This window comes from Ornithinimicrobium sp., assembly GCF_030537745.1.
GTDB lineage: Bacteria > Actinomycetota > Actinomycetes > Actinomycetales > Dermatophilaceae > Ornithinicoccus.
The window spans coordinates 12710-36058 of record NZ_JAUNVI010000017.1; the positions used below are offsets into that span (position 1 = coordinate 12710).

The 23349-nt window shown below is 67.5% G+C and carries 21 protein-coding genes; 1 reads left to right on the top strand and 20 read right to left on the bottom strand.

Features of this window, described 5'->3' with window-relative positions; genetic code table 11:
• The coding region (locus Q4P07_RS05590; RefSeq protein WP_303373913.1) for a sensor histidine kinase at nt 1-1507 on the top strand (1507 nt) is incomplete at its 5' end.
• 4 nt (nt 1508-1511) lie between these two features.
• Here Q4P07_RS05590 and Q4P07_RS05595 read toward each other — a convergent pair.
• The 20 genes from Q4P07_RS05595 to Q4P07_RS05690 all read right to left on the bottom strand — a co-directional run bounded on the left by Q4P07_RS05595 (nt 1512) and on the right by Q4P07_RS05690 (nt 23322).
• The gene (locus Q4P07_RS05595) at nt 1512-2402 is read right to left on the bottom strand and encodes a universal stress protein (protein ID WP_303373914.1); all 891 of its coding nucleotides are present in this window, start codon (nt 2400-2402) and stop codon (nt 1512-1514) included.
• Between the two features lie 6 nt (nt 2403-2408).
• On the bottom strand, nt 2409-2954 hold the full coding sequence (locus Q4P07_RS05600; RefSeq protein WP_303373915.1) for a hypothetical protein: 546 nt from the start codon (nt 2952-2954) through the stop codon (nt 2409-2411).
• 115 nt (nt 2955-3069) lie between these two features.
• A complete protein-coding gene (locus tag Q4P07_RS05605) occupies nt 3070-3726 on the bottom strand; it encodes a response regulator transcription factor (RefSeq protein WP_303373916.1) in 657 nt (218 codons plus the stop codon).
• 5 nt (nt 3727-3731) lie between these two features.
• The gene (locus tag Q4P07_RS05610) at nt 3732-4700 is read right to left on the bottom strand and encodes a polyprenyl synthetase family protein (RefSeq protein ID WP_303373938.1); all 969 of its coding nucleotides are present in this window, start codon (nt 4698-4700) and stop codon (nt 3732-3734) included.
• 86 nt (nt 4701-4786) lie between these two features.
• The gene (gene nuoN / locus Q4P07_RS05615; protein ID WP_303373917.1) at nt 4787-6325 is read right to left on the bottom strand and encodes an NADH-quinone oxidoreductase subunit NuoN; all 1539 of its coding nucleotides are present in this window, start codon (nt 6323-6325) and stop codon (nt 4787-4789) included.
• On the bottom strand, nt 6325-7854 hold the full coding sequence (locus Q4P07_RS05620; RefSeq protein ID WP_303373918.1) for an NADH-quinone oxidoreductase subunit M: 1530 nt from the start codon (nt 7852-7854) through the stop codon (nt 6325-6327). Before Q4P07_RS05620 ends, nuoN begins: the two co-directional genes overlap by 1 nt.
• A complete protein-coding gene (gene nuoL / locus Q4P07_RS05625; RefSeq protein WP_303373939.1) occupies nt 7854-9725 on the bottom strand; it encodes an NADH-quinone oxidoreductase subunit L in 1872 nt (623 codons plus the stop codon). Before nuoL ends, Q4P07_RS05620 begins: the two co-directional genes overlap by 1 nt.
• 124 nt (nt 9726-9849) lie before the next feature.
• The gene (gene nuoK, locus Q4P07_RS05630) at nt 9850-10149 is read right to left on the bottom strand and encodes an NADH-quinone oxidoreductase subunit NuoK (protein WP_303373919.1); all 300 of its coding nucleotides are present in this window, start codon (nt 10147-10149) and stop codon (nt 9850-9852) included.
• A complete protein-coding gene (locus tag Q4P07_RS05635; RefSeq protein ID WP_303373920.1) occupies nt 10149-10985 on the bottom strand; it encodes an NADH-quinone oxidoreductase subunit J in 837 nt (278 codons plus the stop codon). The genes nuoK and Q4P07_RS05635 overlap by 1 nt, the downstream gene beginning before the upstream one ends.
• Nucleotides 10982-11581, bottom strand: coding sequence for an NADH-quinone oxidoreductase subunit NuoI (gene nuoI, locus Q4P07_RS05640; RefSeq protein WP_303373940.1), 600 nt, complete (start codon nt 11579-11581; stop codon nt 10982-10984). Before nuoI ends, Q4P07_RS05635 begins: the two co-directional genes overlap by 4 nt.
• A gap of 163 nt (nt 11582-11744) precedes the next feature.
• Nucleotides 11745-13181 carry an NADH-quinone oxidoreductase subunit NuoH gene (nuoH, locus tag Q4P07_RS05645; protein ID WP_303373921.1) on the bottom strand — a complete coding sequence of 479 codons (1437 nt, stop codon included), beginning with the start codon at nt 13179-13181 and terminating at the stop codon, nt 11745-11747.
• On the bottom strand, nt 13178-15715 hold the full coding sequence (locus Q4P07_RS05650) for an NADH-quinone oxidoreductase subunit G (RefSeq protein ID WP_303373922.1): 2538 nt from the start codon (nt 15713-15715) through the stop codon (nt 13178-13180). The genes nuoH and Q4P07_RS05650 overlap by 4 nt, the downstream gene beginning before the upstream one ends.
• A complete protein-coding gene (nuoF, locus tag Q4P07_RS05655) occupies nt 15712-17022 on the bottom strand; it encodes an NADH-quinone oxidoreductase subunit NuoF (protein ID WP_303373923.1) in 1311 nt (436 codons plus the stop codon). The genes Q4P07_RS05650 and nuoF overlap by 4 nt, the downstream gene beginning before the upstream one ends.
• The gene (nuoE, locus tag Q4P07_RS05660) at nt 17019-17921 is read right to left on the bottom strand and encodes an NADH-quinone oxidoreductase subunit NuoE (RefSeq protein WP_303373924.1); all 903 of its coding nucleotides are present in this window, start codon (nt 17919-17921) and stop codon (nt 17019-17021) included. The genes nuoF and nuoE overlap by 4 nt, the downstream gene beginning before the upstream one ends.
• Nucleotides 17918-19309, bottom strand: a complete 1392-nt coding sequence (locus Q4P07_RS05665) for an NADH-quinone oxidoreductase subunit D (protein ID WP_303373925.1) — start codon at nt 19307-19309, stop codon at nt 17918-17920. Before Q4P07_RS05665 ends, nuoE begins: the two co-directional genes overlap by 4 nt.
• A 26-nt stretch (nt 19310-19335) precedes the next feature.
• Nucleotides 19336-20079: an NADH-quinone oxidoreductase subunit C gene (locus tag Q4P07_RS05670; protein WP_303373926.1), complete on the bottom strand. Its 744-nt coding sequence runs from the start codon at nt 20077-20079 to the stop codon at nt 19336-19338.
• A complete protein-coding gene (locus Q4P07_RS05675) occupies nt 20076-20630 on the bottom strand; it encodes an NADH-quinone oxidoreductase subunit B family protein (protein WP_303373927.1) in 555 nt (184 codons plus the stop codon). The genes Q4P07_RS05670 and Q4P07_RS05675 overlap by 4 nt, the downstream gene beginning before the upstream one ends.
• Nucleotides 20631-20702: 72 nt before the next feature.
• On the bottom strand, nt 20703-21068 hold the full coding sequence (locus Q4P07_RS05680) for an NADH-quinone oxidoreductase subunit A (protein WP_303373928.1): 366 nt from the start codon (nt 21066-21068) through the stop codon (nt 20703-20705).
• 91 nt (nt 21069-21159) lie between these two features.
• Nucleotides 21160-22455 (bottom strand): geranylgeranyl reductase family protein, encoded by a 1296-nt coding sequence (locus Q4P07_RS05685; RefSeq protein ID WP_303373929.1) that lies wholly within the window; start codon nt 22453-22455, stop codon nt 21160-21162.
• Between the two features lie 147 nt (nt 22456-22602).
• Complete coding sequence (locus Q4P07_RS05690; RefSeq protein WP_303373930.1) at nt 22603-23322, bottom strand: demethylmenaquinone methyltransferase; 720 nt, start codon at nt 23320-23322, stop codon at nt 22603-22605.
• Nucleotides 23323-23349: the final 27 nt, after the last annotated feature.

Genomic DNA, 23349 nt, shown 5'->3' on the forward strand with positions numbered 1-23349 from the left:
GTTGGAGGACACCCCCTTGGAGGACGCGCTGATGCTGTTGCGCGCCGCCCAGGAATTGACCGCCATCGACGACGTCGGAGAGCTCCTGCGACGCGCAGTGGTCCTCACGCGTCGAGCCACGGGCGCAGAGGTCGTCCTGCTCGGGATCGAGGACGAGACGCACCCGGGGACGTTCTCCAAGATCCTCACCCCCGACGGGGAGGCCAGTGCGGCCGATGCGGCCACGTGGGAAAGCTCCCAGCCCGACGATGAGGACCGCGACCGCCTCCTGCGGGTCCCGGTGCGCGTCGGGGAGCAGGAGTTCGCCACCCTGATGGTCGGGAGTTGGCCTCGACCGCCCGATCGCGGCGCGCGGCTGATGGTCGAGGCGGTCGCGGTCGCCCTGGGATCACGCTTGGACGCGCTGCGCGCACGACGCGTCAGCGAGCTGCACGAGCAGGTCATGCGGACCGTGTGGGAGTTGGATCGCACCCTCATCCAGGAGGTCGACCTGGACGTCACCCTCCCGTTGTTCGCCGATCGCGTGCGCGAGCTCAGCACCGCGCGGGTCGTCGCTCTCGTCGGGATGGCGGAGACCGGGCCGCGGGTGCTCGCTTCCTCCGGGAGCGAGGCCGGACCAGTGCTCAGTGAGCTCGCTCCCGACATCGAGCCGGTGCTGCGGGATCGTCGTGCGCACCACTGGAGCACGCTGTCGAGAACAAGCACCCACCCGGGGGCCACCGCCTCTACCACGCGATGCACCAGCCTCGTACCGCTCGACACGCGGGACCGTTCTCCGGTGGTTCTGGTGGTGCACGACTGGTTGCCTTCCTCCGGGGTCAACCAGCAGCAGGTCCGCGACGCCCTGAGCACCCTGGCCCTGCACGCCTCGGTGATCCTGGACCGGGAGCGCGGCGAGCGCGAGCACGACCTGCTCACGGTGCTTGAGGACCGTGACCGGATCGCCCGCGACCTGCACGACCTGGTCATCCAACGGCTCTTCGCTGTCGGGCTCACCTTGCAGGGAGCCAGCCGACGCGCCGGCAACGCCGAGGTGATCGAACGGCTCGAGGGTGCCGTGGCCGAGCTCGACCAGACCATCCGCGACATCCGCGCCACCATCTTCGAGCTGCGGCACCGTCCGGGGGCGGGCAGCTTCCGGGCCGATCTGCGGGCCCTGATCGAGTCCTACGGAGCGACGTTGGGCTTCGCGCCCCTCATCTCCCTGCTCGGCCCCCTGGACTCGGTGGCCGACGACGAAGTGCACAGCCAGGTCCTGATGGTCGTGCGCGAGGCGCTGTCCAATGTAGTGCGGCACGCGCGCGCGACCTCGGTGGCGGTCGCGGCCGAGGCGACGGCCGAGTCATTGACCATCATCGTGCAGGACGACGGAGTGGGGATCGGTGTCGGCGCGTTGGAGAGCGGGTTGAGCAACGTCCGGGCGCGGGCCCGCGAACGCGAGGGTGCCGTGGAGCTGACGGCGATCCAGCCCCACGGCACGCACCTGCGATGGTCGATCCCGGTCTGAGCGGCTAGACCACGGCCACCGGACACTGGGCGTACTCCACTACCGAGCACGCGCGCCAGCCTCGCGGTAGGACCAGCAGGTCGGCACCCTCAGCGTGATCCAGCAGCGCCGCGACCGGGTGACGGTCGGTGGCGACGGGCAGGACCTCTACCCCTGGATAGGCTGCGCGCAGGAGCGTGACCCGCTCGGCGAGCTCTCCTTCGGCCCGCGCCGCGTACTCGCTCCATACCTGCGAGATGGCGCGGCCCTCCAGGGCCTCGCCCGCCCCGACGGACCACGCCAGGATCACGACGACCGGACGATCGTCCCGCTCCGCCCTGGTCATCGCCAGGGTCAGCGCTGCCTCTTGATCGGCCACGCTTTCGGAGCCATCGGCGCAACCATCGGCAGGATCGGCAGGGCTGATGTCCACCACGATCGCGGCCCGGTCCGGGACCTTGGCAGCGTCCCATCCGCTAGGGACCACGACCATCGGCGGGCCAGCCCGGTGGACGAGCATCCTGGCGGTGGAGCCGAGCCGCAAGCGGGTGAACCCACCTGCGCCTCGACGGCCCACGACGACCAGGCTGCTCCCGCGACCTTCGTCATGATCGGGGTCTTCGGACCCCTGGGAGCACTCGGCGGCAGCTTGCCTCAATGCCTGCGCAGCGCCTGTGCTCACGACCTGGCTGCTGGGTCGAAGATCCCCGTCGAGCTTGGCTACCACGGCAGCTGCTCGATGGATCATGGCTCTCCCGCCGGCAGCGCTCGCGCCTTGTCCGGAGTCGTGCACCAAGACCAGGTGGCTGGAAGACGACGCTGCCTCCGCAGCCGCCCAGGCGACTGCGGAGGCATTGCGTCCTGATCCGTCCACGCCGACGAGCACTGACCGGTTGGTCTGCACTGTGGCGCTCATGGCCAGTCAGCGCAGGTAGTTAGGAGCGATGGTCTTCCACATCTTGCCGAGGCCGAGGTACTCCCAGGAGGCGGGGATGGCCGCGATGACGAGCAGGATGAGGGCGCCGGTGATGTGGTCGTCCAGGAAGGGGTTGGTCATGACCGGGAGCGAAGCTCCGTACATGAACAGGTACATCAGCACGCCAGCCAGTGCGCCGACGCGGGCACCCATCCCGGTGATCAGCGTAACGCCGATCCCCAGCAGACCGATCATGAACAGCCAGTCCAGGGCACCAATGCCGGCCCAGGAGTTGTAGAGACCAGCCAGCGGACCCTCGACGCCACTGAGGTAGCCGGTGGTCGGAGAACCACCGTTGAGCCAGGCGCGCTCCGATGGCGTGGCGCGACCCAGGCCGAACAGCTTGTCCAGGAACGCCCAGAGGAAGATGAAGCCAAAGGCGATGCGCGTCAGGCCCAGCATGAAACCACCGGCCTCTGGCAGCACGTGCTTCTCTTCGAACACCTGCGGCGTGTCCATGTCGCGGTCGAGAACACGATCGGTGTGGGTCATTTCAGCCAGCTCCTTCATGAGTTGTCGTATGTTGCTAAGTACAGACTCTCAGCCTCCGACCTCATGTAGTAGAGGCGCAGGTCCGGACCTGGGCGGGACCAAGGTCCCGACCTCGCTACTTGTTGAAGAGCTTGGCGCCCAGGACGGCCGCCTGGGTACGTCGCTGCAGGCCCAGCTTGGCCAGCACGTTGGTGACGTAATTCTTGACGGTCTTCTCGGCAAGGAAGAGCGTCTGCGCGATCTGGCGGTTGGTCATCCCGTCGGCGATGAGATCGAGGATGCGACGCTCCTGCTCGGTGAGGAGGGCCAGCTTGTCAGTCGCAGGGTCACCATGGCGCAGCCGCTCCATCACCTTGGTCACCAGCGTCGGGTCGATGAGGGAGCGTCCTGCGGCGATGCTGCGGATGCCGTCGACCAGGTCGGTGCCAGCGATCTGTTTGAGGACATAACCGTCCGCACCAGCCATGATCGAGGCAAACAGTGCCTCGTCGTCGTCATAGCTGGTCAGGATCAGCGCCCTGATGGAAGGGTTGGCGGCACGCACGTCGCGGCAGACCTCGACGCCGGAGCCGTCGGGGAGCCGGCCGTCGAGCACCGCCACGTCCGGCGCGAGGGCGATGATCTCGGCAACCGCCCGCACCGCGCTGCCGGACTCCCCCACGATCTCCAGGTCGGGCTCGGCGGAGAGCAGGTCGTGCAGGCCGCGACGCACCAACTCGTGATCGTCCAGGAGATAGACCCGGACGGGGGCAGGGGCTTGGCGCTCTGGCACGGGCTTCAACTCGCGCGGAGCGCGACGCCGTCGACCAGAGACCGCAGGGCTTGGACCGCGGGCCCTTCAGGCAGTCCGTCCAGGAGGGCGCGGGCGTCCAGCGCGACCCGCCGGGTGTGGTCGAGCGCCTGGTCCATGGCCGGGTGCGCGCGCAGCAGCCCGAGTGCTTCATCGAGCTCGGTCGGGTCGCTGATGGGCCCACGCGTGAGCTCCAGGAGGCGTGCGTCGGCGGGGTCCGCGGAGGTGCGGGCATAGAGGACCGGCAGCGTCGCCTTGCCCTCGCGCAGGTCCGTGCCGGGAGTTTTTCCCGACGTGCCGGCCCCCGAGCTGACGTCGAGCAGATCGTCTGCCAGCTGGAAGACCACGCCCAACTTCTCGCCATAGTTCGTCAGCGTCACCACGGTGGCGTCGTCGCACCCTCCGAAGAGGCCCCCGTAGCGAGCAGCGGTGGCGATCAGAGCCCCCGTCTTGTCGGCGAGGATGTCCAGGTAGGCAGACACTGCGGCGGCGTCCTGTGCGTCACCGGCCAGGGCGGCACCGTGGCCGCTCTGGCTGGCGGTCTGCAGGTCGTCACGGATCTGCCCTGCGCACAGCCGCACGAAAGTCTGCGCCTGGATCTTCACGGCTTCCGGGCCAAGGTCTGCCACGACGGCCGAGGCGGTCCCGAAGAGCAGGTCCCCCACCAGGATGGCGGTGGAGTTGCCGTAGCGGGCGTTGGCGCTAGGGACGCCGCGGCGAAGGTCGGCCTCGTCCATGACGTCGTCGTGGTAAAGGCTGGCCAGGTGGGTCAGCTCGACGCCGACGGCAGCCTCGACCACCTCAGCGTTCCAGCCGGTGCCGACCTCGCTGGCTAGCAGGGTCAGGAGCGGGCGGAACCTTTTGCCCCCGGCTGCCGCCAGATGTCCGGACGCCTCGGCAATGAAGGGGTCCTCGTGGTCGACGACCTGCAGGAGCCGAGCCGAGACCGCGGCCATGCCGTCCGCCACCCGCGCCTGCAGCTGCTCGTCCACGCCGGGAATCACCGTGACGGTAGTCGCTGCGGGGTTCGTCGGGCGCGAGCTCACCGCAGGAAGGCAGACGTGCTCTGAGCGAGGTCCAGCAAAGGCGCGGGCAGGATGCCCAGACCGAGCGTCACCGCGAGCCCGACGACGACGACCACCGTGGTCAGGATCGAGGGTGTCGCCACCACGGTGTCGCCGACCTCGTCCCCGAGCCACATCTGCACGACGAGCTTGAAGTAGATGTAGGCCGTGACCGCGCTGGCGAGCACGCCGATAACTGCCAGCCAGGCATAGCCCTGGCTGATGGCGGCGGTGAAGACGGCGAACTTGCCGGTGAATCCGGACGTCAACGGGATGCCGGCGAAGGCGAGCATCAAGAAGGTGAAGCCGGCTGCCATCCACGGTGCGCGCTTGCCCAACCCGGACCACTGGCCGATCTGGCTGGCCTCGGTGCCCGAGGAGCGGACCATGGCGACGTAGGCGAAGGCCGGAATCGTCATGAAGCCGTAGGCGAAGAGGTAGAAGATCACCGAGGTGATCCCGGCCTGATCCATCGCGATGAGGCCGGTGAGCACGAAGCCCGCGTGCGCGATGGAGGAGTAGGCCAAGATGCGCTTGACGTCCGTCTGGACCACCGAGATCACGGCCCCGACGATCATGGTGAGGGCCGCGACGACGGCGAGGATGGGCTGCCATTCTAGGCGTGCACCCTCGACGGCCACGTAGAACACTCGCAGCATCGCGCCGAAGGCGGCGACCTTGGTGCCCGCGGCCATGAAGCCGGTCACCGCGGTCGGGGCGCCCTGGTAGACGTCGGGGGTCCAGGCGTGGAACGGGACCGCCCCCACCTTGAAGAGCAGTCCGACGGCGACCAGGAGGATGCCGGGGACCAACAAACCGTCCATCCCGACGCTGCTGGAGATGGCGTCCGCGATGTCACCGAAGCGCATCGAGCCTGCATAACCGTAGAGCAGCACCGCGCCGAAGAGGTAGAACGCCGAGCTGAACGACCCGAGCAGGAAGTACTTGAGCGCGGCTTCCTGGGAGAGCAGGCGGCGACGGCGGGCCAGGCCGGTAAGGATGTAGAGCGGCAGCGACAGGGTCTCCAGCGCGATGAAGAGCACCAGGAGGTCGTTGGCGGAGACGAAGAGCATCAGTCCAGCCGTGCACAGCATCATCAGGGGGAAGATCTCGGTGGTCGTGCCGCCCAGCCGGCCGGCGTAGGCCTCCTCTGCCGAGCCGGGGGTCGCGGCACCCGCCTGCGTGAAGGCGTCGGCGTGCTGGCCGCCGAAGCGCTCGGCCATGACGAGCAGACCCATCAGGGCCAGCAGCACGATCAGCGCCTGCAGGATGAGGGCAGGGCCGTCGATGGCCACCGCGTCCGCCGCCGTCAGGGTCTGGTGCTTGGGACCGAGCACGGTGATCGCCACGAACGCCAGCACGAGGGTGGCCACGGCCAGCGGCAGCTGCACGGCATACCGCGCGGTGCGTCCGATGAAGCCCTCGGCGAGGACGCCGAGGAGTCCACCGACGTAGACGATGATCAACGGCAGGAGCGCCAGGAAGTTGATGTCCGGTGCATTGAACAGGTCAGTCATCAGCGGCCAGTCCCCTCAGCGGTAGCAGTATCGATGGCTGGGGCAGGCGCGGGGACCCCGACGTAGTTGAGCGTCTGCTCCACGGCCGGCTCGAGCACGTCGAGCACGGGCTTGGGGAAGAAACCGAGCAGGAGGAAGGCTGCGATGAGAGGCGCCACCACCCACTTCTCCCGACCCGTCATGTCGGGGACGTCAGAGCGCTGCGGATCGGGACCGGTCGCAACCCGCTTGTACATCCACAGGATGTAGGTGGAGGACAAGATCACCCCGGTCGCGGCGAGGACACCTACCCAGGCGTGCCGTTGGAAGACGCCGACGATGACGTAGAACTCGCTGATGAAGGAGTTCAGGCCAGGCAGGGCTAGCCCCGACATACCAGCGAACAGCAGCGATCCCGCGATGAGCGGGGTGGTCTTCTGCCAGCCACCGAAGTCGCGGATATCCCGCGAGCCGCGCCGGGAGACCATCATGCCCGCGATGAGGAAGAGCCCGGCCGTGGTGAACCCGTGGTTGACCATGTAGAGCGTCGCGCCAGCCTGGCTGATCGTGGTGAAGGCGAAGATGCCCAGCACGATAAAGCCGAAGTGGCTGATCGAGGTGTAGGCGATCAGGCGATAGAGGTCATGCTCACCGATCGCCATGAAGGCGCCCACCGCCATCGAGATGAGGGCAAACGCGAGGATCACCGGGGTAGCCCACTGGCTGGCCTCCGGGAAGAAGGACAGGCAGAACCGGATCATCCCGTAGGTGCCGACCTTGTCCATGATGCCGACCAGCAGCACCGAGGTGGCGGGCTTGGCCTGCTCGGCAGCCTGGGGCAGCCAGGTGTGCAAGGGCCACATCGGCGCCTTGATGGCAAAGGGGATGAAGAACCCGAGGAAGAGCCAACGACCCATGCCGGTGGACATGTTCAGTCCAGTCAGGCTGCTCACCAGGAAACCCTCGGTGCCGCGGGGGCCAACCAGGTAGAGACCGATCATCGCGACGAGGAGGATCGCGCCGCCGAGGAGGGAGTACAGCAAGAACACCATGGCGGCACGCTTGCGCGCAGACCCGCCGAACATGCCGATCAGGAAGTAGACCGGCAGCAGCATGGCCTCGAAGAAGACATAGAAGAGGAAGACGTCGGTCGCCGCGAAGACACCGGTCATGATCGAGGCCAGGGTCAGCATCAATGCGAAATAGCCGTGCTGGCGTCGCCCCGTGGCGGGGACGTCGTTCCAGGCGGCCAGGATGCAGACCGGCACCAAAATGAGGTTGAGCAAAATCATCGTCAGCGCGATGCCGTCGACGCCGAGCGCGTAGGAGACGCCGAACTGCGGGATCCAGGCGTGCTGCTCGGCGAGCTGGAACTGCTCGCCCGAACCGAGCTTGTATTGCGTGGCGGCGGCGACACCGACGGCGAGCGCGGCCAGCGAGAACGCCAGAGACACGGGCCGGACGGCGGTCGAGGACCGCGGCAGCAGCGCCACGACCGCTGCACCGAGCAGCGGCAGCACCAGCAGCGTGGTCAACCAGGGAAAGTTCATCACTGCATCACCCAAACGGCGCCGAGGATCGCGACGACACCAAGGAGCATCGTCAAGGCATAGGAGCGGACGAACCCGTTCTGGGCCCGGCGTAAGACTTCGGCCGTCGCGGACAGCGTGGCGGTGGTGCCGCCCACGATCCCGGCGTCTACGACGTCACGCTCCGTCTCCAGGAGCGTGCTGGCCAGGCCCAGGGTCGGGCCGACGACGAAGATGTCGTTGGTCTCGTCCTGATAGAGGTCACGCCGCGCCGCGCGGGTCAGGGCGTTGCCGTACGGGGCCACCACCGGCACTTCCTCACGTCCGTAGCGGTACCACGCGAACGCCACGCCGGCGATCATCAGGATGAAGGCCGAGACCTGGATGGTCGTCACGGAGATGACCGGCTGCGGATGCACCTCCTCGCCGAAGACAGGAGACAGCCAGGCCGGGAAGATCTTGGTGCCCCACGGGCTCCACAGCAGGAAGCCAAGGACGATGGAGCCCAGCGACAGGACCATCATCGGCACCAACATCACCAGGCCAGGATCGTGCGGGTGCTGGTCGTCCTCCCACCGAGCCTTCCCGTGGAAGGTCATGAAGAAGAGCCGGGACATGTAGAAGGCCGTGACGCCGGCCGTGATGAGCGCGGCGCCACCAAAGACCCAGGCCTGCCAGCCTTCGCCGGCCGAGAAGGCAGCTTCGATGATCTTGTCCTTGGAGAACCAGCCGGAAAAGCCGGGCACGCCGATGATGGCCAACCAGAAGGTGGCGAAGAGGATCCAGGTGACCTTCATCCCGCCGGCCAGGTTGCCGAAGCGGCGCATGTCGACCTGGTCGCGCATGCCGTGCATGACCGAGCCGGCACCGAGGAACAGGCCGGCCTTGAAGAAACCGTGCGTGACGAGGTGGAAGATCGCGAAGGTGTAGCCGATCGGGCCGAGCCCGACGGCCAGCATCATGTAGCCGATCTGCGACATCGTCGAGGCAGCCAGTGCCTTCTTGATGTCGTCCTTGGCGCAGCCGACGATCGCGCCGAAGACCAAGGTGATCACGCCCACGATGCACACGGCCAGGCGCGCGTCCGGGGTGGCGTTGAAGATCGCCTGGGAGCGAGCGATGAGGTAGACGCCTGCGGTCACCATGGTCGCGGCGTGGATCAGCGCGGAGACCGGGGTGGGACCGGCCATCGCGTCACCGAGCCAGCTCTGCAGGGGGAACTGCGCAGACTTCGCGCATGCTGCCAGCAGGAGCGTCAGGCCGATCAGCGTGAGCTGCCACTGACTGGCCTGCTCGGCGTTCGCGAAGACCGTGGCGAAGTCGAAGGACCCGTAGTTGACCAGCAGCAGAGCCATCGCCGTGATCATCCCGAAGTCACCGATGCGGTTGACGATGAACGCCTTGTTTCCGGACGAGGCGTAGTCCGGGTTGGTGTACCAGAACCCGATGAGCAGGTAGCTGGACAGACCCACGCCCTCCCAGCCGACGAAGAGCAGCATGTAGGAGTCGGCCAGGACCAGCAGCAGCATCGAGGCCACGAACAGGTTGAGGTAGCCGAAGAAGCGACGCTTGTCGGGGTCGTGCTCCATGTAGCCCAGGGAGTAGACGTGGATCAGTCCGCCGACAAAGGTGATCAGCATGACGAAGGTCAACGACAGCGGGTCCATGAGGAGTCCGGCGTGGACGTCGAGGTCCCCCACGCTGGCCCAGTCCCACATCACCAACTGGCGGGCACGCTGCGCCGGAGCAAAGCTCAGCAGCTGGACAATGATCGCCGCCCCCAGCCCGAAGCTGGCCCACGGCGCAGCTACGGCGAGCCCGGGGCCCCAACTGTTGGTGCGCCGTCCTCCGAACAGCAGCACGGCGGCACCGAGCAGGGGAAGCGCGATCATCAGCCAGCCGAGGGAGACCGCCCCGGTGTCGGCGGGCAAGAATTCCGCGACGCCGGCGGGGGTATCAGCGGTGATGAGCGCGAGGCCCACGGCGCTCTCGAGTACAGACACGTTGGCTCGCTCCTTACAGCTTCAAGAGGTTGGCGTCGTCGACCGAAGCCGAGCGGCGGGCGCGGAAGATGGCCATGATGATCGCCAACCCGACGACCACCTCGGAGGCCGCGACGACCATGACGAAGAGGGCGTAGACCTGGCCGTCGACGCTGCCGTGGATACGGGCAAAGGTCACCAGGGAAAGGTTGCAGGCGTTGAGCATGAGCTCGATGCCCATAAACACGATGATCGTGTTGCGCCGCGTCAGGACCGTGATCGAGCCGAGCGTGAAGAGCACGACCGACAGGTAGATGTAGGACTGGAGCCCCATCAGCGCTTGCCCTCCTCGGCGTCGGTGCCGACCTCGGTCGTGTCGTGGCTGTCCGAGCCCCGCTTGGCGGAGGTGTCGGTGGCACCCGGGGAGCCGGGCAGCGCGAACGCCGACGGCGACTGGACCTGGCCGCGTGCGACCAGGACCCGCGGCACGGAGACCTCCACCGGCTCACCGTCGGGTCCCAGGGCCGGCGTGTCGGCCGCGTTGTGGCGGGCATAGATGCCCGGGTTGGGCTTGCCCGCCAGCCAGCGTCCGCTGCGCAACCGGGCGTCCGCGACGTCAGCCTGAGTGGGCGTCGGCGTCAGGCGTTCCCGGTGTGCGAGCACCATCGCGCCCATGACGGCGATGACCAGGAGCGCTCCGAGGGCCTCGAAGCCCAGGACCTGACGCTCGAAGATCTCCCGCGCGAGCGCGGTAACGGTGCCCTCGGCCTGCACTGCCTGGAGCCCGACAGCGTCCGGCCAGTTCACCCTGGTCAGGCCGTAGACGGCTGCCGCGGCGAAGAGGGCCCCGATCAGGAAGGACCAGAAGCGTTGGCCACGGAGGGTGTCGACCATCGTGTCGGAGGCGTCGACTCCGACGAGCATGACGACAAACAGGAAGAGCATCATCACGGCGCCGGAGTAGACGAAGACCTGGATGATGCCCACGAACTCGGCCCCCTGGCCGACATAGATGATGCCGAGGCTGACCATCGTCATCGCCATCGCCATCGCTGCGTGCACGGCCTTGCGGGCAAACAGCAGTCCGAGGCCACCGGTCACCGCCACCACTGCCATCACCCAGAAGAGCACGAGCTCCATACCGTTGATCGAGTCGACCGCGGGAGTCATCGGGGGACCTCCGTCTCGGTGCTGGCCGGGGTCTCGGCGCTGTCGCTGTCGCTGTCGCGGGCCTCGACGTAGTCCTGCTGCTCCTGCGTCGGGCCGGTCACCAGATTCCGGTAGTAGTCACGGTCGGACCTGCCCTGCGCCATCGGGAACGGCGGGGTGAGCTGCTCGGACGTGCTTGGCACCAGCAGCTGGTGCTTCTCGTAGATCAGCGAGGTGCGGTTGTCGTCGGCCAGCTCGTACTCATTGGTCATGGTCAGCGCCCGGGTGGGGCAGGCCTCGATGCACAGGCCGCAGAAGATGCACCGCAGATAGTTGATCTGGTAGACGCGGCCATAGCGGTCACCTGGGGAGAAGCGGGAGCCGTCGAAATTGTCTGCCGCCTCGACGTAGATCGCGTCGGCCGGGCACGCCCAGGCGCACAGCTCACAACCGATGCACTTCTCCAGCCCGTCCGCATAACGGTTGAGCTGGTGGCGGCCGTGGAAACGCTTGGCGGTAGGGCGCTTGACCTCGGGGTACTCCTGGGTCGCCACCTTGCGGAACATGGTCGCGAAGGTGACCCCGAAACCGGCGACAGGAGCCAAGAAGCCACCGATGGCGGTCGACTTCGGCTTGCCCCCCGTCGGGTCGGTCGTGGTCGCTGGGGCGGCCGCGGCTTCTCGCGCGCTCGGTGTGCTCGCCGAGTCAGGGCCAATGTCAGTGCCAGTGTCAGGCCCGACGTCGACGGTGCCGTCGTCGCCGGTCTGGGGATCGGTGGGGTCAGCCACGACGTTCCTCCGTCTCGTGGGTGGTCGTCACGGAATCGTCGGCAACGGTGGTGGCGCTGCTGACGGCCACCGGGGAGGCGGCCTCGATCCTGCGCTGGGTGGGCTCGATCAGGGTCTGTCCGGGCAACGGCGGCACGGGGAAGCCGTCGGCGAACGGATCGACTTCTTCGGGAACGGTCAACCGTTCGTCGCGTTCGAGCATGCGTTGCTGGGCGTAGCGGTCCCAGAGCAGGATCCCGGCAATGACGAACAGCCCGATGATGCCCAAGGTGATGAAGAGCACGTAACGGCCCTCCCCGAGGAAGCCCTGCTGGGCCGCCCGGATCATGATGACGGCTACCACCCACGCCAAGGACAGCGGGATCAGGACCTTCCAACCCAGGTGCATGAACTGGTCGTAGCGGACGCGGGGCAGCGAGCCGCGCAGCCACACGTAGAACCAGATGAAGCCCCACATCTTCACGGTGAACCAGAGCAGGCCCCACCATCCCTGGTCGAACATGCCGTCCGCGATCTGGTTGACCGGCCAGGGCGCGTGCCAGCCGCCCAGGAACAGGGTCGTCGCCAGTCCCGCGACGGTAAACATGTTGACGTACTCGCCGAGGAAGAACATGCCGAACTTCATCGAGGAGTATTCGGTGTGGAACCCACCGCCGAGCTCGCCCTCACCTTCGGCGAGGTCGAAGGGCAGTCGGTTGGTCTCACCGACCATGGTGATGACGTAGACGACGAAGCTGAAGAACAGGGGGATGACGTACCACATCGGGATGCCCAGGACCGTCTCCTTGGCCTGGGCTGCGACGATCTGGCTCGTCGACATCGACCCCGCGTAGAGGAAGACGGCGACCAGCGACAGACCCATCGCGATCTCGTAGGAGATGACTTGAGCGGTCGAGCGCAGACCACCCAGGAGCGGGTAGGTGGAGCCGGAGGACCAGCCGCCCAGGACGAAGCCGTAGGCACCGACACCGGCGACGGCGAGCACCAGGAGCACCGCCACCGGGGTGTCGGTCAACTGCAGCGGGGTGGTGTGCCCGAACATCGACACGTCGCCGGACAGCGGGATGATCGCGAACGAGACGAACGCCAGCGAGCCGACCATGAGCGGGGCCAGCAGGAACATCAGCTTGTCGGCGCCCTTGGGCGTGACGTCCTCCTTGAAAAACAGCTTGATGCCGTCGGCGGCGGTCTGCAGGATCCCCAACGGACCCAGCCGGTTGGGGCCCGGGCGCTGCTGCATACGCCCGATGACCCGACGCTCGAACCAGATGACGACGACGACCGAGATCATCAGGTAGACGAACAGGAGCGCTGCCTTGACCAACGACAGCCACCACGGGGTGTCGGTGAAGTCGGCGAGCGGCTGATCGACCGTCGGCAGCACCAGGCCGGAGGCGAGCAGGTCGGGGTATGCCGTCAGAAGACTCATGCTTCACCTCGGGGATCAGGGCTGGCCACAGTGGCGTCGGCGTGGGCAGGGCATGCGGCGAGCCGCACGACTGCCCCGGCGTCGGCACCGAGCGTGCCGCGCACCGCGCTGCCGACCGAGTTGGTGGGCAGCCACACCACACCCTCGGGCATGGCCGTGACGATGACCGGCAAGGTGATGTCACCGCGGTCCGTCGACACGCTCAGCAGCTCACCGTCCTGGACACCGACCGAGGCTGCCGTGCCTGCCGACACCCTGGCGCTCGCCCGAGGGGCGGTCCCGGCCAGGAAAGGCTCGCCGTCCTGCAGCGATCCCGCGTCGAGCAGGTGGTGCCAGGTCGCCAGGACAGCTTCACCGGATGCGGGCGTCGGTGGGTTCATCGGCTCGACCGTGGGAGCGGCGGGGCGGGAGTCGACGGTGCCGAGAGCGGTGATCTCGCGTCGGATGTCGGTCGCTGCGCCCGTGCCCAGACGGTGGCCCATGGCGGAGGCGAGGCGGTCGATGACCACGTGGTCGGACAACGCCGCGGAGTCGATCGCCTTCTCGAAGAGCCGCAGACGGCCCTCCCAGTTGGCAAACGCCCCGGACTTCTCCTGTTGCGGCGCCACCGGAAGGATCACGTCGGCATACGCGTGGACGTCCGTCTCCCGGACCTCCAGGCTGACGACGAACGCGCGCTCGAGCGCCGCGCGAGCCAGCTGCGGGTCGGGCAGGTCGTCGATCTCCAGCCCTGAGACCACCAGCGCCTTGAGCTCCCCGGCTGCCGCGGCGGCCAGGATCTCACCGGTGTCACGGCCCGCTGACGTAGGCAGATCGCCGTCGACACCCCAGATCGAGGCGACCTGGGCACGGGCGGCGTCATCGCTGACCAGCCGACCACCTGGCAGCAGGTTGGGCATGGCGCCCACGTCGATGGCGCCTCGCTCGCCGGCACGTCGCGGCACCCAGGCCAGCGCGGCCCCAGTGCTCTTCGCCAGTGCGGCGGCTGCCGACAGTGCGCCCGGGACGGTGGCGAGACGTTCGCCGACCAGGATCACCGAGCCCTGCCCCAGGGACTGTGCTGCGGCGGCGAACTCTTCACTCACGTCACCCTCGGACTGCCCGAGGGCGCGCAGGACCTCGGCCTCGGTGCCGGGAGCGCTGGCCAGCAGGGTGGCATCCATCTTGGCCACGCTTCGAGTGGCGAAGGGGGCGACGGCATACACCTTGGTCTTGTTCTTGCGCATCGCCTTGCGCAGGCGCAAGAAGATGATGGGGCTCTCGTCTTCCGGCTCCAGGCCGACCAGCAGGACCGAGGACGCCGACTCGAGGGTGGCATAGCTGACCCCGCGCTCACCAACGACGCTGGAGGCGATGAAGTCGGCTTCCTCGCGGCTGTGCGGGCGGGCGCGGTGATCGACGTCGTTGGTGCCGAGGGCGACGCGCGCGAACTTGGCGTAGGCGTAAGAGTCTTCGACGCTGACGCGGCCTCCGACGAGCACGCCGACCCCTCCGGAGCGGGCGGCGCTCAGGCCCTGGGCTGCTGCCTGCAACGCGCGCTGCCAGGGGACGACGGCGTAGTCACCGTCGGCCTGGCGCGCCACGGGGTCACGTAGGCGGTCGGGCAGGGCCGCGTAGGTAAAGGCCCAGCGTCCCTTGTCGCAGTTCCACTCCTCGTTAACCTGCGGGTCGTCTAGCGCCATCCGGCGCAGCACGTTGCCGCGGCGGTGGTCGGTGCGGATCGCGCAACCGGAGGCGCAGTGCTCGCAGACGCTGGGGGTGGAGACCAGGTCGAAGGGCCGTGACCGGAAGCGGTATGCGGAGCCCGTCAGCGCGCCGACCGGGCAGATCTGGACGGTATTGCCAGAGAAGTAGCTCTCGAACGGCTTCTCCTCGTAGATCCCGACCTGCTGGAGCGCGCCACGCTCGAGCAGGACCATGAAGGGGTCACCGGCGATCTCGTCGGAGAACCGCGTGCAGCGGGCGCACAAGATGCAGCGCTCGCGGTCGAGCAGCACCTGGGCGGAGATGTTGATCGGCTTGGGATAGGTGCGCTTGACGTCATCGAAGCGAGACGTCGGGCGGCCGTTGCTCATCGCCTGGTTCTGCAGGGGGCACTCGCCGCCCTTGTCGCAGACGGGGCAGTCCAACGGGTGGTTGATGAGCAAGAACTCCATCTGACCGTACTGCGCCTTGTCGGCGACCGGGCTGGTGTGCTGGGTGTGCACCACCATGCCGGGCGTCGCGACGATCGTGCAGGAAGCTTGCGGCTTCGGCATCGGCTTGAGGTTGCCCTCACGGTCCGGGGTCGAGATGTCAACCAGGCACTGACGGCAGGCGCCGACAGGATCCAGGAGCGGGTGGTCGCAGAAGCGGGGGATCTGGATCCCGACGGTCTCGGCGGCGCGGATGACGAGGGTGCCCTCGGGGACCGAGACCGCCACGTCGTCGATGACCATGTCGATCATCGTGGGGGCCGGCTGCTCCGGGGCGGACGCGTTGCCTCCGTCGGTCACCGAGTTGCCGCCGGAGGAGGGAGAAGTGGAGACGGTCATGCTAGCTGGCTCTCCTTCGCGAAGAGGGTTGATCGCTCCGGCGGGAACAGCTCGTGCCACGGCGTGTGCATGCCCTGCTCGAACTCCTCGCGGAAGTACTTGATGCCCGAGACGACCGGGCTGGTGGACGCATCGCCGAGCGCGCAGAAGGAACGGCCCAGGATGTTGTCGCAGATGTCATCGAGCTTCTCGATGTCACCGGGCAGTCCCTGGCCCTGCTCGAGGCGCAGCATGATGGCCTTCATCCAGTAGGTGCCCTCCCGGCAGGGGGTGCACTTGCCGCAGGACTCGTGCGCGTAGAACTCGGTCCAACGCGAGACGGCCCGGACCACCGACACGGTCTCGTCGAAGCACTGCAGGGCCCGGGTGCCGAGCATCGACCCTTCCGCGGCGACCGACTCGAAGTCGAGCGGCACGTCGAGGTGAGCGTCGGTGAAGATCGGCGTCGAAGACCCACCAGGGGTCCAGAACTTGAGGCGGTGTCCCTCGCGGATGCCGCCGGCCATCTCCAGCAGTTCGCGCAACGTGATGCCGAGCGGCGCTTCGAACTGACCTGGCCGGGTGACGTGGCCGGAGAGGCTGAAGATGCCGTAGCCGGAGGACTTCTCGGTGCCCATGTCATGGAACCAGCCTGGCCCGTTGCGAAGGATGGAGGGGACCGAGGCGATGGACTCGACGTTGTTGACCACCGTCGGTCGGGCGTATAGCCCGGCGACCGCCGGGAACGGCGGCTTGAGGCGCGGGGTGCCGCGGCGACCCTCCAACGAGTCCAGGAGCGCGGTCTCTTCACCGCAGATGTAGGCACCGGCGCCCGGGTGGACGGTGATGTCGAGATCAAAACCGGTCCCGAGGATGTCCTTGCCCAGATAGCCCGACTCGTAGGCCTCCTCCACCGCCCGCATCAGCCGACGGTAGACGTGGACGACCTCGCCACGGAGGTAGACGAAGGCGTGGTCGCTGCCGATCGCGAAACAGGTGATGATCATGCCCTCGATGAGCGTCTGTGGGGACGCCATCAGCAGAGGGGTGTCCTTGCAGGTGCCCGGCTCGGACTCATCGGCGTTGACGACGAGATAGCGGGGACCGCCGTCCGGGGCCGGCAAGAAGCTCCACTTCAGGCCGGTCGGGAAGCCTGCCCCGCCACGTCCTCGCAGGCCAGAGTCCTTCATCGCCGAGACGAGGTCTTCCTTATCCATGGTCAGCGCCTGGCGCAGCGCGGCGTAGCCCTCGTGGGCTTCATAGGTCGCCATCGTCCACGACTCCGGCTGGTCCCACAGCTCGGTCAGGACGGGGGTCAGCTCAGTCATGTGCCACTCTCCTCGCTCGGCTTGTCGCCGGTTTCGGCGGCGGGGGCGGCCGGAGCGGTCCACCCTTTCTCCCTGGCCAGTTGGAGGCCGCGCAGCGACGCCTCACCGGCACCGATGCCTTCGTCCGCGCGGCCGTCCGGGAAGCCCGCCAGAACGCGGGAGACCTGTTTGAAAGAGCACACCTTGGAGGCGCCGCGGGTAGGCGCGATGTCCTGCCCCGCGCGCAGCTGGTCGACCATCTCTTTGGTGGATTCCGGGGTCTGCTCGTCGAAAAACTCCCAGTTCACCATCACGACCGGCGCGAAGTCGCACGCCGCATTGCACTCGATGCGCTCGAGGGTGACCAGGCCGTCCTCGGTCGTCTCGTCATGGCCGATCCCCAGGTGCTCGCTGACCTCGTCAAAGATCTGGTCGCCGCCCATGATGGCGCAGAGCGTGTTGGTGCAGACACCGACGGTGTACTCACCGTTGGGATGGCGCTTGTACTGCGTGTAGAAGGTCGCTACTCCACTGACCTCTGCGGTGGCAAGGTCCAGCTTGTCTGCGCAGTAGTGCACACCACGGCCGGTGACGTAGCCGTCCACCGACTGGATCAGGTGCAGCATGGGCAGCAGCGCGGACCGCTTCTGCGGGTAGCGCGCGATGATCTCGTCGCAGTCCTTGTCCAGCTGCGCCAGCACGTCGTCGGCATACGGCTCGTCCGAGGCGTGCAGCGGCGTCTTGTAGTGCAGCGGCGACTGCCCCTGCGTGAAGGTGAAGGGAGATTCCTGGGTGCGCTGCGTGCTGATGCCGGCGCTCGTGCTGATCGCGTCAGAGGGGCTGCCCACGGTCTCTCCGATCCTTGCTTCGCGGTGATTCTCGATGGCGGTCGCGTTCGCGCGCTCTGGCTCCACGCTCATCGGTCCACGCCGCCCATCACCGGGTCGATGGAGGCGACCGCGACGACGACATCGGCGACCAGGCCACCCTCGGCCAGCGCAGAGGCGCACTGCAGGTTGTGGAAACTCGGATCGCGGAAGTGGGCGCGGTAGGGACGGGTGCCGCCGTCGGAGACCAGGTGGACACCGAGCTCTCCCTTGGGCGACTCGATGGCGACGTAGGTCTGGCCGGCAGGCACCCGGAAGCCTTCGGTGACCAACTTGAAGTGATGGATGAGTGACTCCATCGACTCACCCATGATGTTGCGGATGTGGTCCAAAGAGTTGCCCTGGCCGTCCGCGCCGACCGACAGCTGGGCCGGCCAGGCGATCTTCTTGTCGGCGACCATGACCGGCTGGCCCTGGCTCGCGCGCAGCCGCGCAATCGCCTGCTCGGCGATCCGCAGCGACTGCCACATCTCTTCGAACCTGATCACCACGCGCGCGTAGGCGTCCATGTCGCGGCGGGTGGGGACGTCGAACTCGTAGGTCTCGTAGCCGCAGTAGGGAGCGCTCTTGCGCAGATCGTGCGGCAGTCCGCAGGAGCGCAGGATCGGCCCTGTGACCCCCAGCGCCATCGCGTGCGCCAGCGAGATGTGGCCGACGTCGACGGTGCGGGCCTTCAGGATCGGGTTCTCCAGCATGAGCATCTCGAGCTCGCGGATGCCTCTGCGCAACGCCGGCAGCTCAGACTCGAGCTGGTCTAGGTGTTCGGGCAGCACGTCGTTGGCCACGCCGCCGGGGCGGATGTAGGCGTGGTTCATGCGCAACCCCGAGACCGCTTCGAAGAAACGGAGCAACCGCTCACGCTCGCGGAAGCCGATCGTCATGATCGTGGTGGCGCCCATCTCCATACCACCGGTGGCGACGCAGATCAGGTGTGAACTGATCCGGTTGAGCTCCATCATCAAGACGCGGATCTCGCTGGCGCGCTGCGGGATCGCCTCCTCGATGCCGAGCAACCGCTCGATCCCGAGGCAGTAGACGGCCTCATTGAACAGCGGCGTCAGATAGTCCATCCGGGTGCAGAAGGTGGTCCCCAGCACCCAGGTGCGGAACTCCATATTCTTCTCGATGCCGGTGTGCAGGAAGCCGATGCCGGCGCGTGCCTCGGTGACGGTCTCCCCGTCGAGCTCGAGGACGAGACGGAGCACTCCGTGCGTGGAGGGGTGCTGCGGGCCCATGTTGACCACGATGCGCTCGGCACCGAGGGTGGCGATGTCCTTGGTGATCTCGTCCCAGTCACCGCCGCCCGCGGTGTAGACGGCCGAACCGTCCACCGAGTCCGCGAAGAGGTCGTTGCCCGCATAGAGATCGCTGGTGCTGGCGTCGAGGTAGTCGGCGCCGGCGGCGGCCTGGTCGCGGGTCATGCTGCCTTCAGGCTGTCCGGTGGTGGTCACTTGTAGCTCCTCCGCTGGTCGGGTGCGGGGACGGTCGCGCCCTTGTACTCGACCGGTATGCCACCGAGCGGATAGTCCTTGCGCTGCGGGTGGCCCGGCCAGTCGTCGGGCATGAGGATGCGGGTCAGTCCGGGGTGACCCTCGAAGACGATACCGAACATGTCGAACGTCTCCCGCTCGTGCCAGTCGTTGCCAGGGTAGATGTCCACGATGCTCGGCACGCGCGGGTCGTCGTCGGAGCAGGTGACCTCGAACCGGATGATGCGCGAGCCGTTGGTGATGGAGCGGAAGTAGTAGGCCGCGTGCAGTTCAGAGCCGGTCTGCTCTGGCCAGTGCGTGCCGGTGACGCCCAGGCACACCTCGAACCGCAGCCGCGGGTCGTCGCGGAGGGGGCGCAGGAGAGCGCGGAGTTGCTCGCGAAGCACGACCAGGGTCAGTTCGCCGCGGTCGACGACCACGCGTTCCACCCCGGCCTCGAACGCCTCCGGCGCTGCCGCCTCGAGGGCGTCGACGACCTCGTCGAAGTAACTGCCGTAAGGACGCTCGGAGGCACCCGGGAAGAGCACCGGCACCTCTAGGCGGTCCATGCCGGAGGTGTCACCGCCCAGCGAAGGGCCGAACAGTCCGTGCCGACGCGCCATCAGCACCGGCTCCCCGGGCGCCGCCTTGGCGAGCGCGTCGGCCGCCTCTGGCGTGTGCAGGAGGTCGGCGTCGGGGTGGCTCTGCGGGGTCTCGGTCATGGGAGCAGACCCTTCTTGTGGGAGTTGGGCACCGTGGCGAGCGCGGCCGCTTCCATGGCCCGCACCGCCTGCTCGCGGTGCACGCCGAACTTGAACTCGCGGATCTGCTTCTGCAGCTCCAGGATCGCGTTGAGCAGCATCTCCGGGCGCGGCGGACAGCCGGGCAGATAGACATCGACGGGCACGATGTGGTCCACGCCCTGGACGATCGCGTAGTTGTTGAACATGCCACCTGAGCTGGCGCAGACACCCATCGCGATGACCCACTTGGGGTTGGCCATCTGGTCATAGACCTGACGCACGACCGGGGCCATCTTCTGGCTCACCCGGCCGGCCACGATCATCAGGTCGGCCTGCCTCGGGGTGGCGGCGAAGCGCTCCATACCAAACCGGGCAATGTCGTAGTCCGGGGTGCCGACCGCCATCATCTCGATGGCGCAGCAGGCCAGACCGAAGGTCGCCGGCCACACGGAGTTCTGCCGCAGCTGACCCACCAGGCCTTCGACGGTCGTCAGCATGATCCCGCCGGGGATCTGGTCCTCAAGCCCCATCTGTCTCACCCACTCCTTCTCCATGCCCGAGCAAGATGCCCGGGCGCAAGCAACTCCGCATACCGCAGCCCATCAGTCCCATTCCAGCCCGCCGCGGCTCCACTCGTAGACGAACGGGACCGAGACCACGACGAGGAACAGCAGCATCGCCAGCACCGAGAAGAGTCCCACCTGGTTGAAGGCGACCGCGAACGGGTAGAGGAAGAGCACCTCGACGTCGAAGACGATGAAGAGCATCGCGGTGAGGTAGTACTTGATCGGCACGCGACCGCCCTCGTGGGCCTGCGGCGTGGGCTGGATGCCGCACTCGTAGGCCTCGGCCTTGGCGCGGTTGTAGGTGGCCCGGCCCAGGAGACCGCCGCCGAAGACGGACCCGAAGGCGAACAGCACTCCGAAGAACAGGAAGAAGATGACCGGCAGATACGGGTGGTAGTCCATCAGTGCCAGGACTCCTTTCGGGTCTTCCTCAGCATCGGGCACACCAAGGCAGGGGGCGGGCGCAACGTAATCCTAGGCGGGATTCGGTCCATCATGCCGCAGGCGTCATTCGGGTGAGCGCGTTGATCACTCGGTCGTCCAGACCACCGCCGCGTTCCTGCGGCAAGTTGGCCATGATCTTGAGCAACAGTCGCATCAACGACTTGCGCGGCAGACCATACTTCACGGCGAGTCGCATGATCTCGGGGTTGCCGATGAGTGTGGCGAAATGTCGTCCGAGGGTGTAGTAGCCGCCTAGCGATCCCTTCATCACGGTTGGGTAGGACTGCAGCACCGCCTCGCGCTCGCCGGGGGTGTGGCGACGCAGCGCGGAAGCGATGATCTCGGCCGCGTGCCGACCGGCCTCCATCGCCTCGGCGATGCCCTCGCCGTTGAACGGGTTGACCATGCCACCGGCGTCGCCGACGAGCAGCAACCCGCGGTCGTAGAGCGGCTGACGGTTGAAGCACATCGGCAGCGCGGCTCCTCGGACCGGTCCCAGCTGGGTCTCCTCGCGGTAGCCCCATCCCTCGGGCATGGTGGCCACCCAGCGCCGCATGACGTCCTTGTAGTCGACCTTGCCGAACGCCTCGGAAGTGTTGAGGATGCCCAGGCCGACGTTGGACGTGCCGTCGCCGACCGGGAAGATCCAGCCATAACCGGGCATCAGGATGTCGTTCTGCCCGTCATCACCCTTAGTCCAGAGCTCGAGCCAGGACTCCAGATAGGCGTCGTCGTGACGGGGCGTGGAGTAGTAGGTGCGGACCGCCACCCCCATCGGCCGGTCGTCGCGCTTAGGCCGGTCCATGGACAGGGAGAGCCGGCTGGAGTTGCCGTCACCGGCCACCACCACGGGGGCCCGGAACTCCTTGACCTCACCGGTCGGCCGGCCGTTGTCGTCCATCACCTTGGCGGTAACGCCACAGATGTGACCGCGGTCGTCCAGGATCGGCTTCTGGACGTTGGTGCGCTCCTGCAGCCGGGCGCCGCGGGCGACGGCGTGCTTAGCCAGGATCTCGTCGAGGTCGTTGCGGGTCCGCACCAGGCCGTAGGGCGGGAAGGTTGCGCTACCCGGCCAGTCGAGCTCAAGTCGCATCCCGCCGCCGATGATGCGCAGGCCCCGGGTGTGATGCCAGCCATCTTCTGGCCGGGTCGGGACGCCGAGGGAGATGAGCTCGCGGACCGCGCGCGGGGTCAGACCGTCGCCGCAGATCTTGTCGCGCGGGAAAGCGGACTTCTCCAGCAGGAGGACGTCGAGCCCATGGGCGGCCAGATATGCCGCTGTGCTCGACCCCCCGGGGCCGGCCCCGACGACAATGACGTCGGCTGTCTCGACCTGCAGATTCACGGTGTGCGCGCCTCGCTTGTGACAACTTTCACGAACTTTGCCAGTCTAGGCCGGGCTGGGACGCCAGCCGCATCAGGTGGGCCTTGCCGGCAATAGGGCACATCACCGTTCCTAATGATGATGACTGGTCGCGGAGGGGGTAGCAGGTCAGCTGACCGGGCCTGGCAAGCCCGGCGCGACCGCGTGGTGGATGGCGGCGATGCCTCCGGTCAGGTTGCGCCACCGCACCTGGTTCCAGCCGGCCTCCCCGATCGTCCGGCCGAGGTCGGCCTGACCGGGCCAGGCCTCAATCGATTCCGCCAGGTAGGCGTAGGCCTCGGGGTTGGAGCTGGTCCGGCGCGCGACGGCGGGCAGGATGCGCAGGACGCCCTTGGAGTAGAGCGTCGACAGGACCGGCAGGAGCGGAGTGGAGAACTCACAGACGACGAGGCGCCCGCCGGGGCGGGTCACGCGCAGGAACTCACGAAGGGCGCCAGTGACGTCGACGACGTTGCGCAGGCCAAAGCTCATCGTCACGACGTCGAAGGATCCGTCGGCGAACGGCAGCCGCGTGGCGTCCGCTGCCGTGAAGGGCAGGTCTGGGCGCCGACGGTAGCCCTCACGGAGCATGCCGATCGAGAAGTCGGCAGGAAGCACGTGCACGCCTGCGTCGGCAAAGGGCTCGCTGGAGGTGCCGGTCCCGGCGGCGATATCCAGGACGCGTTCGCCGGGCTGGGCATCGACCGTCTTGGTCACGGCGCGACGCCACAGGTGGTCGATCCCCCCGGTGAGCACCGTGTTGGTCATGTCGTAGCCGCGAGCGACGCCGTCGAACATCTCTGCGACTTCATGCGGCTTCTTCTGAAGAGTGGCACGGGAGCGGCTCATGGGGTCCATCCTCGCACCACCTAAAGT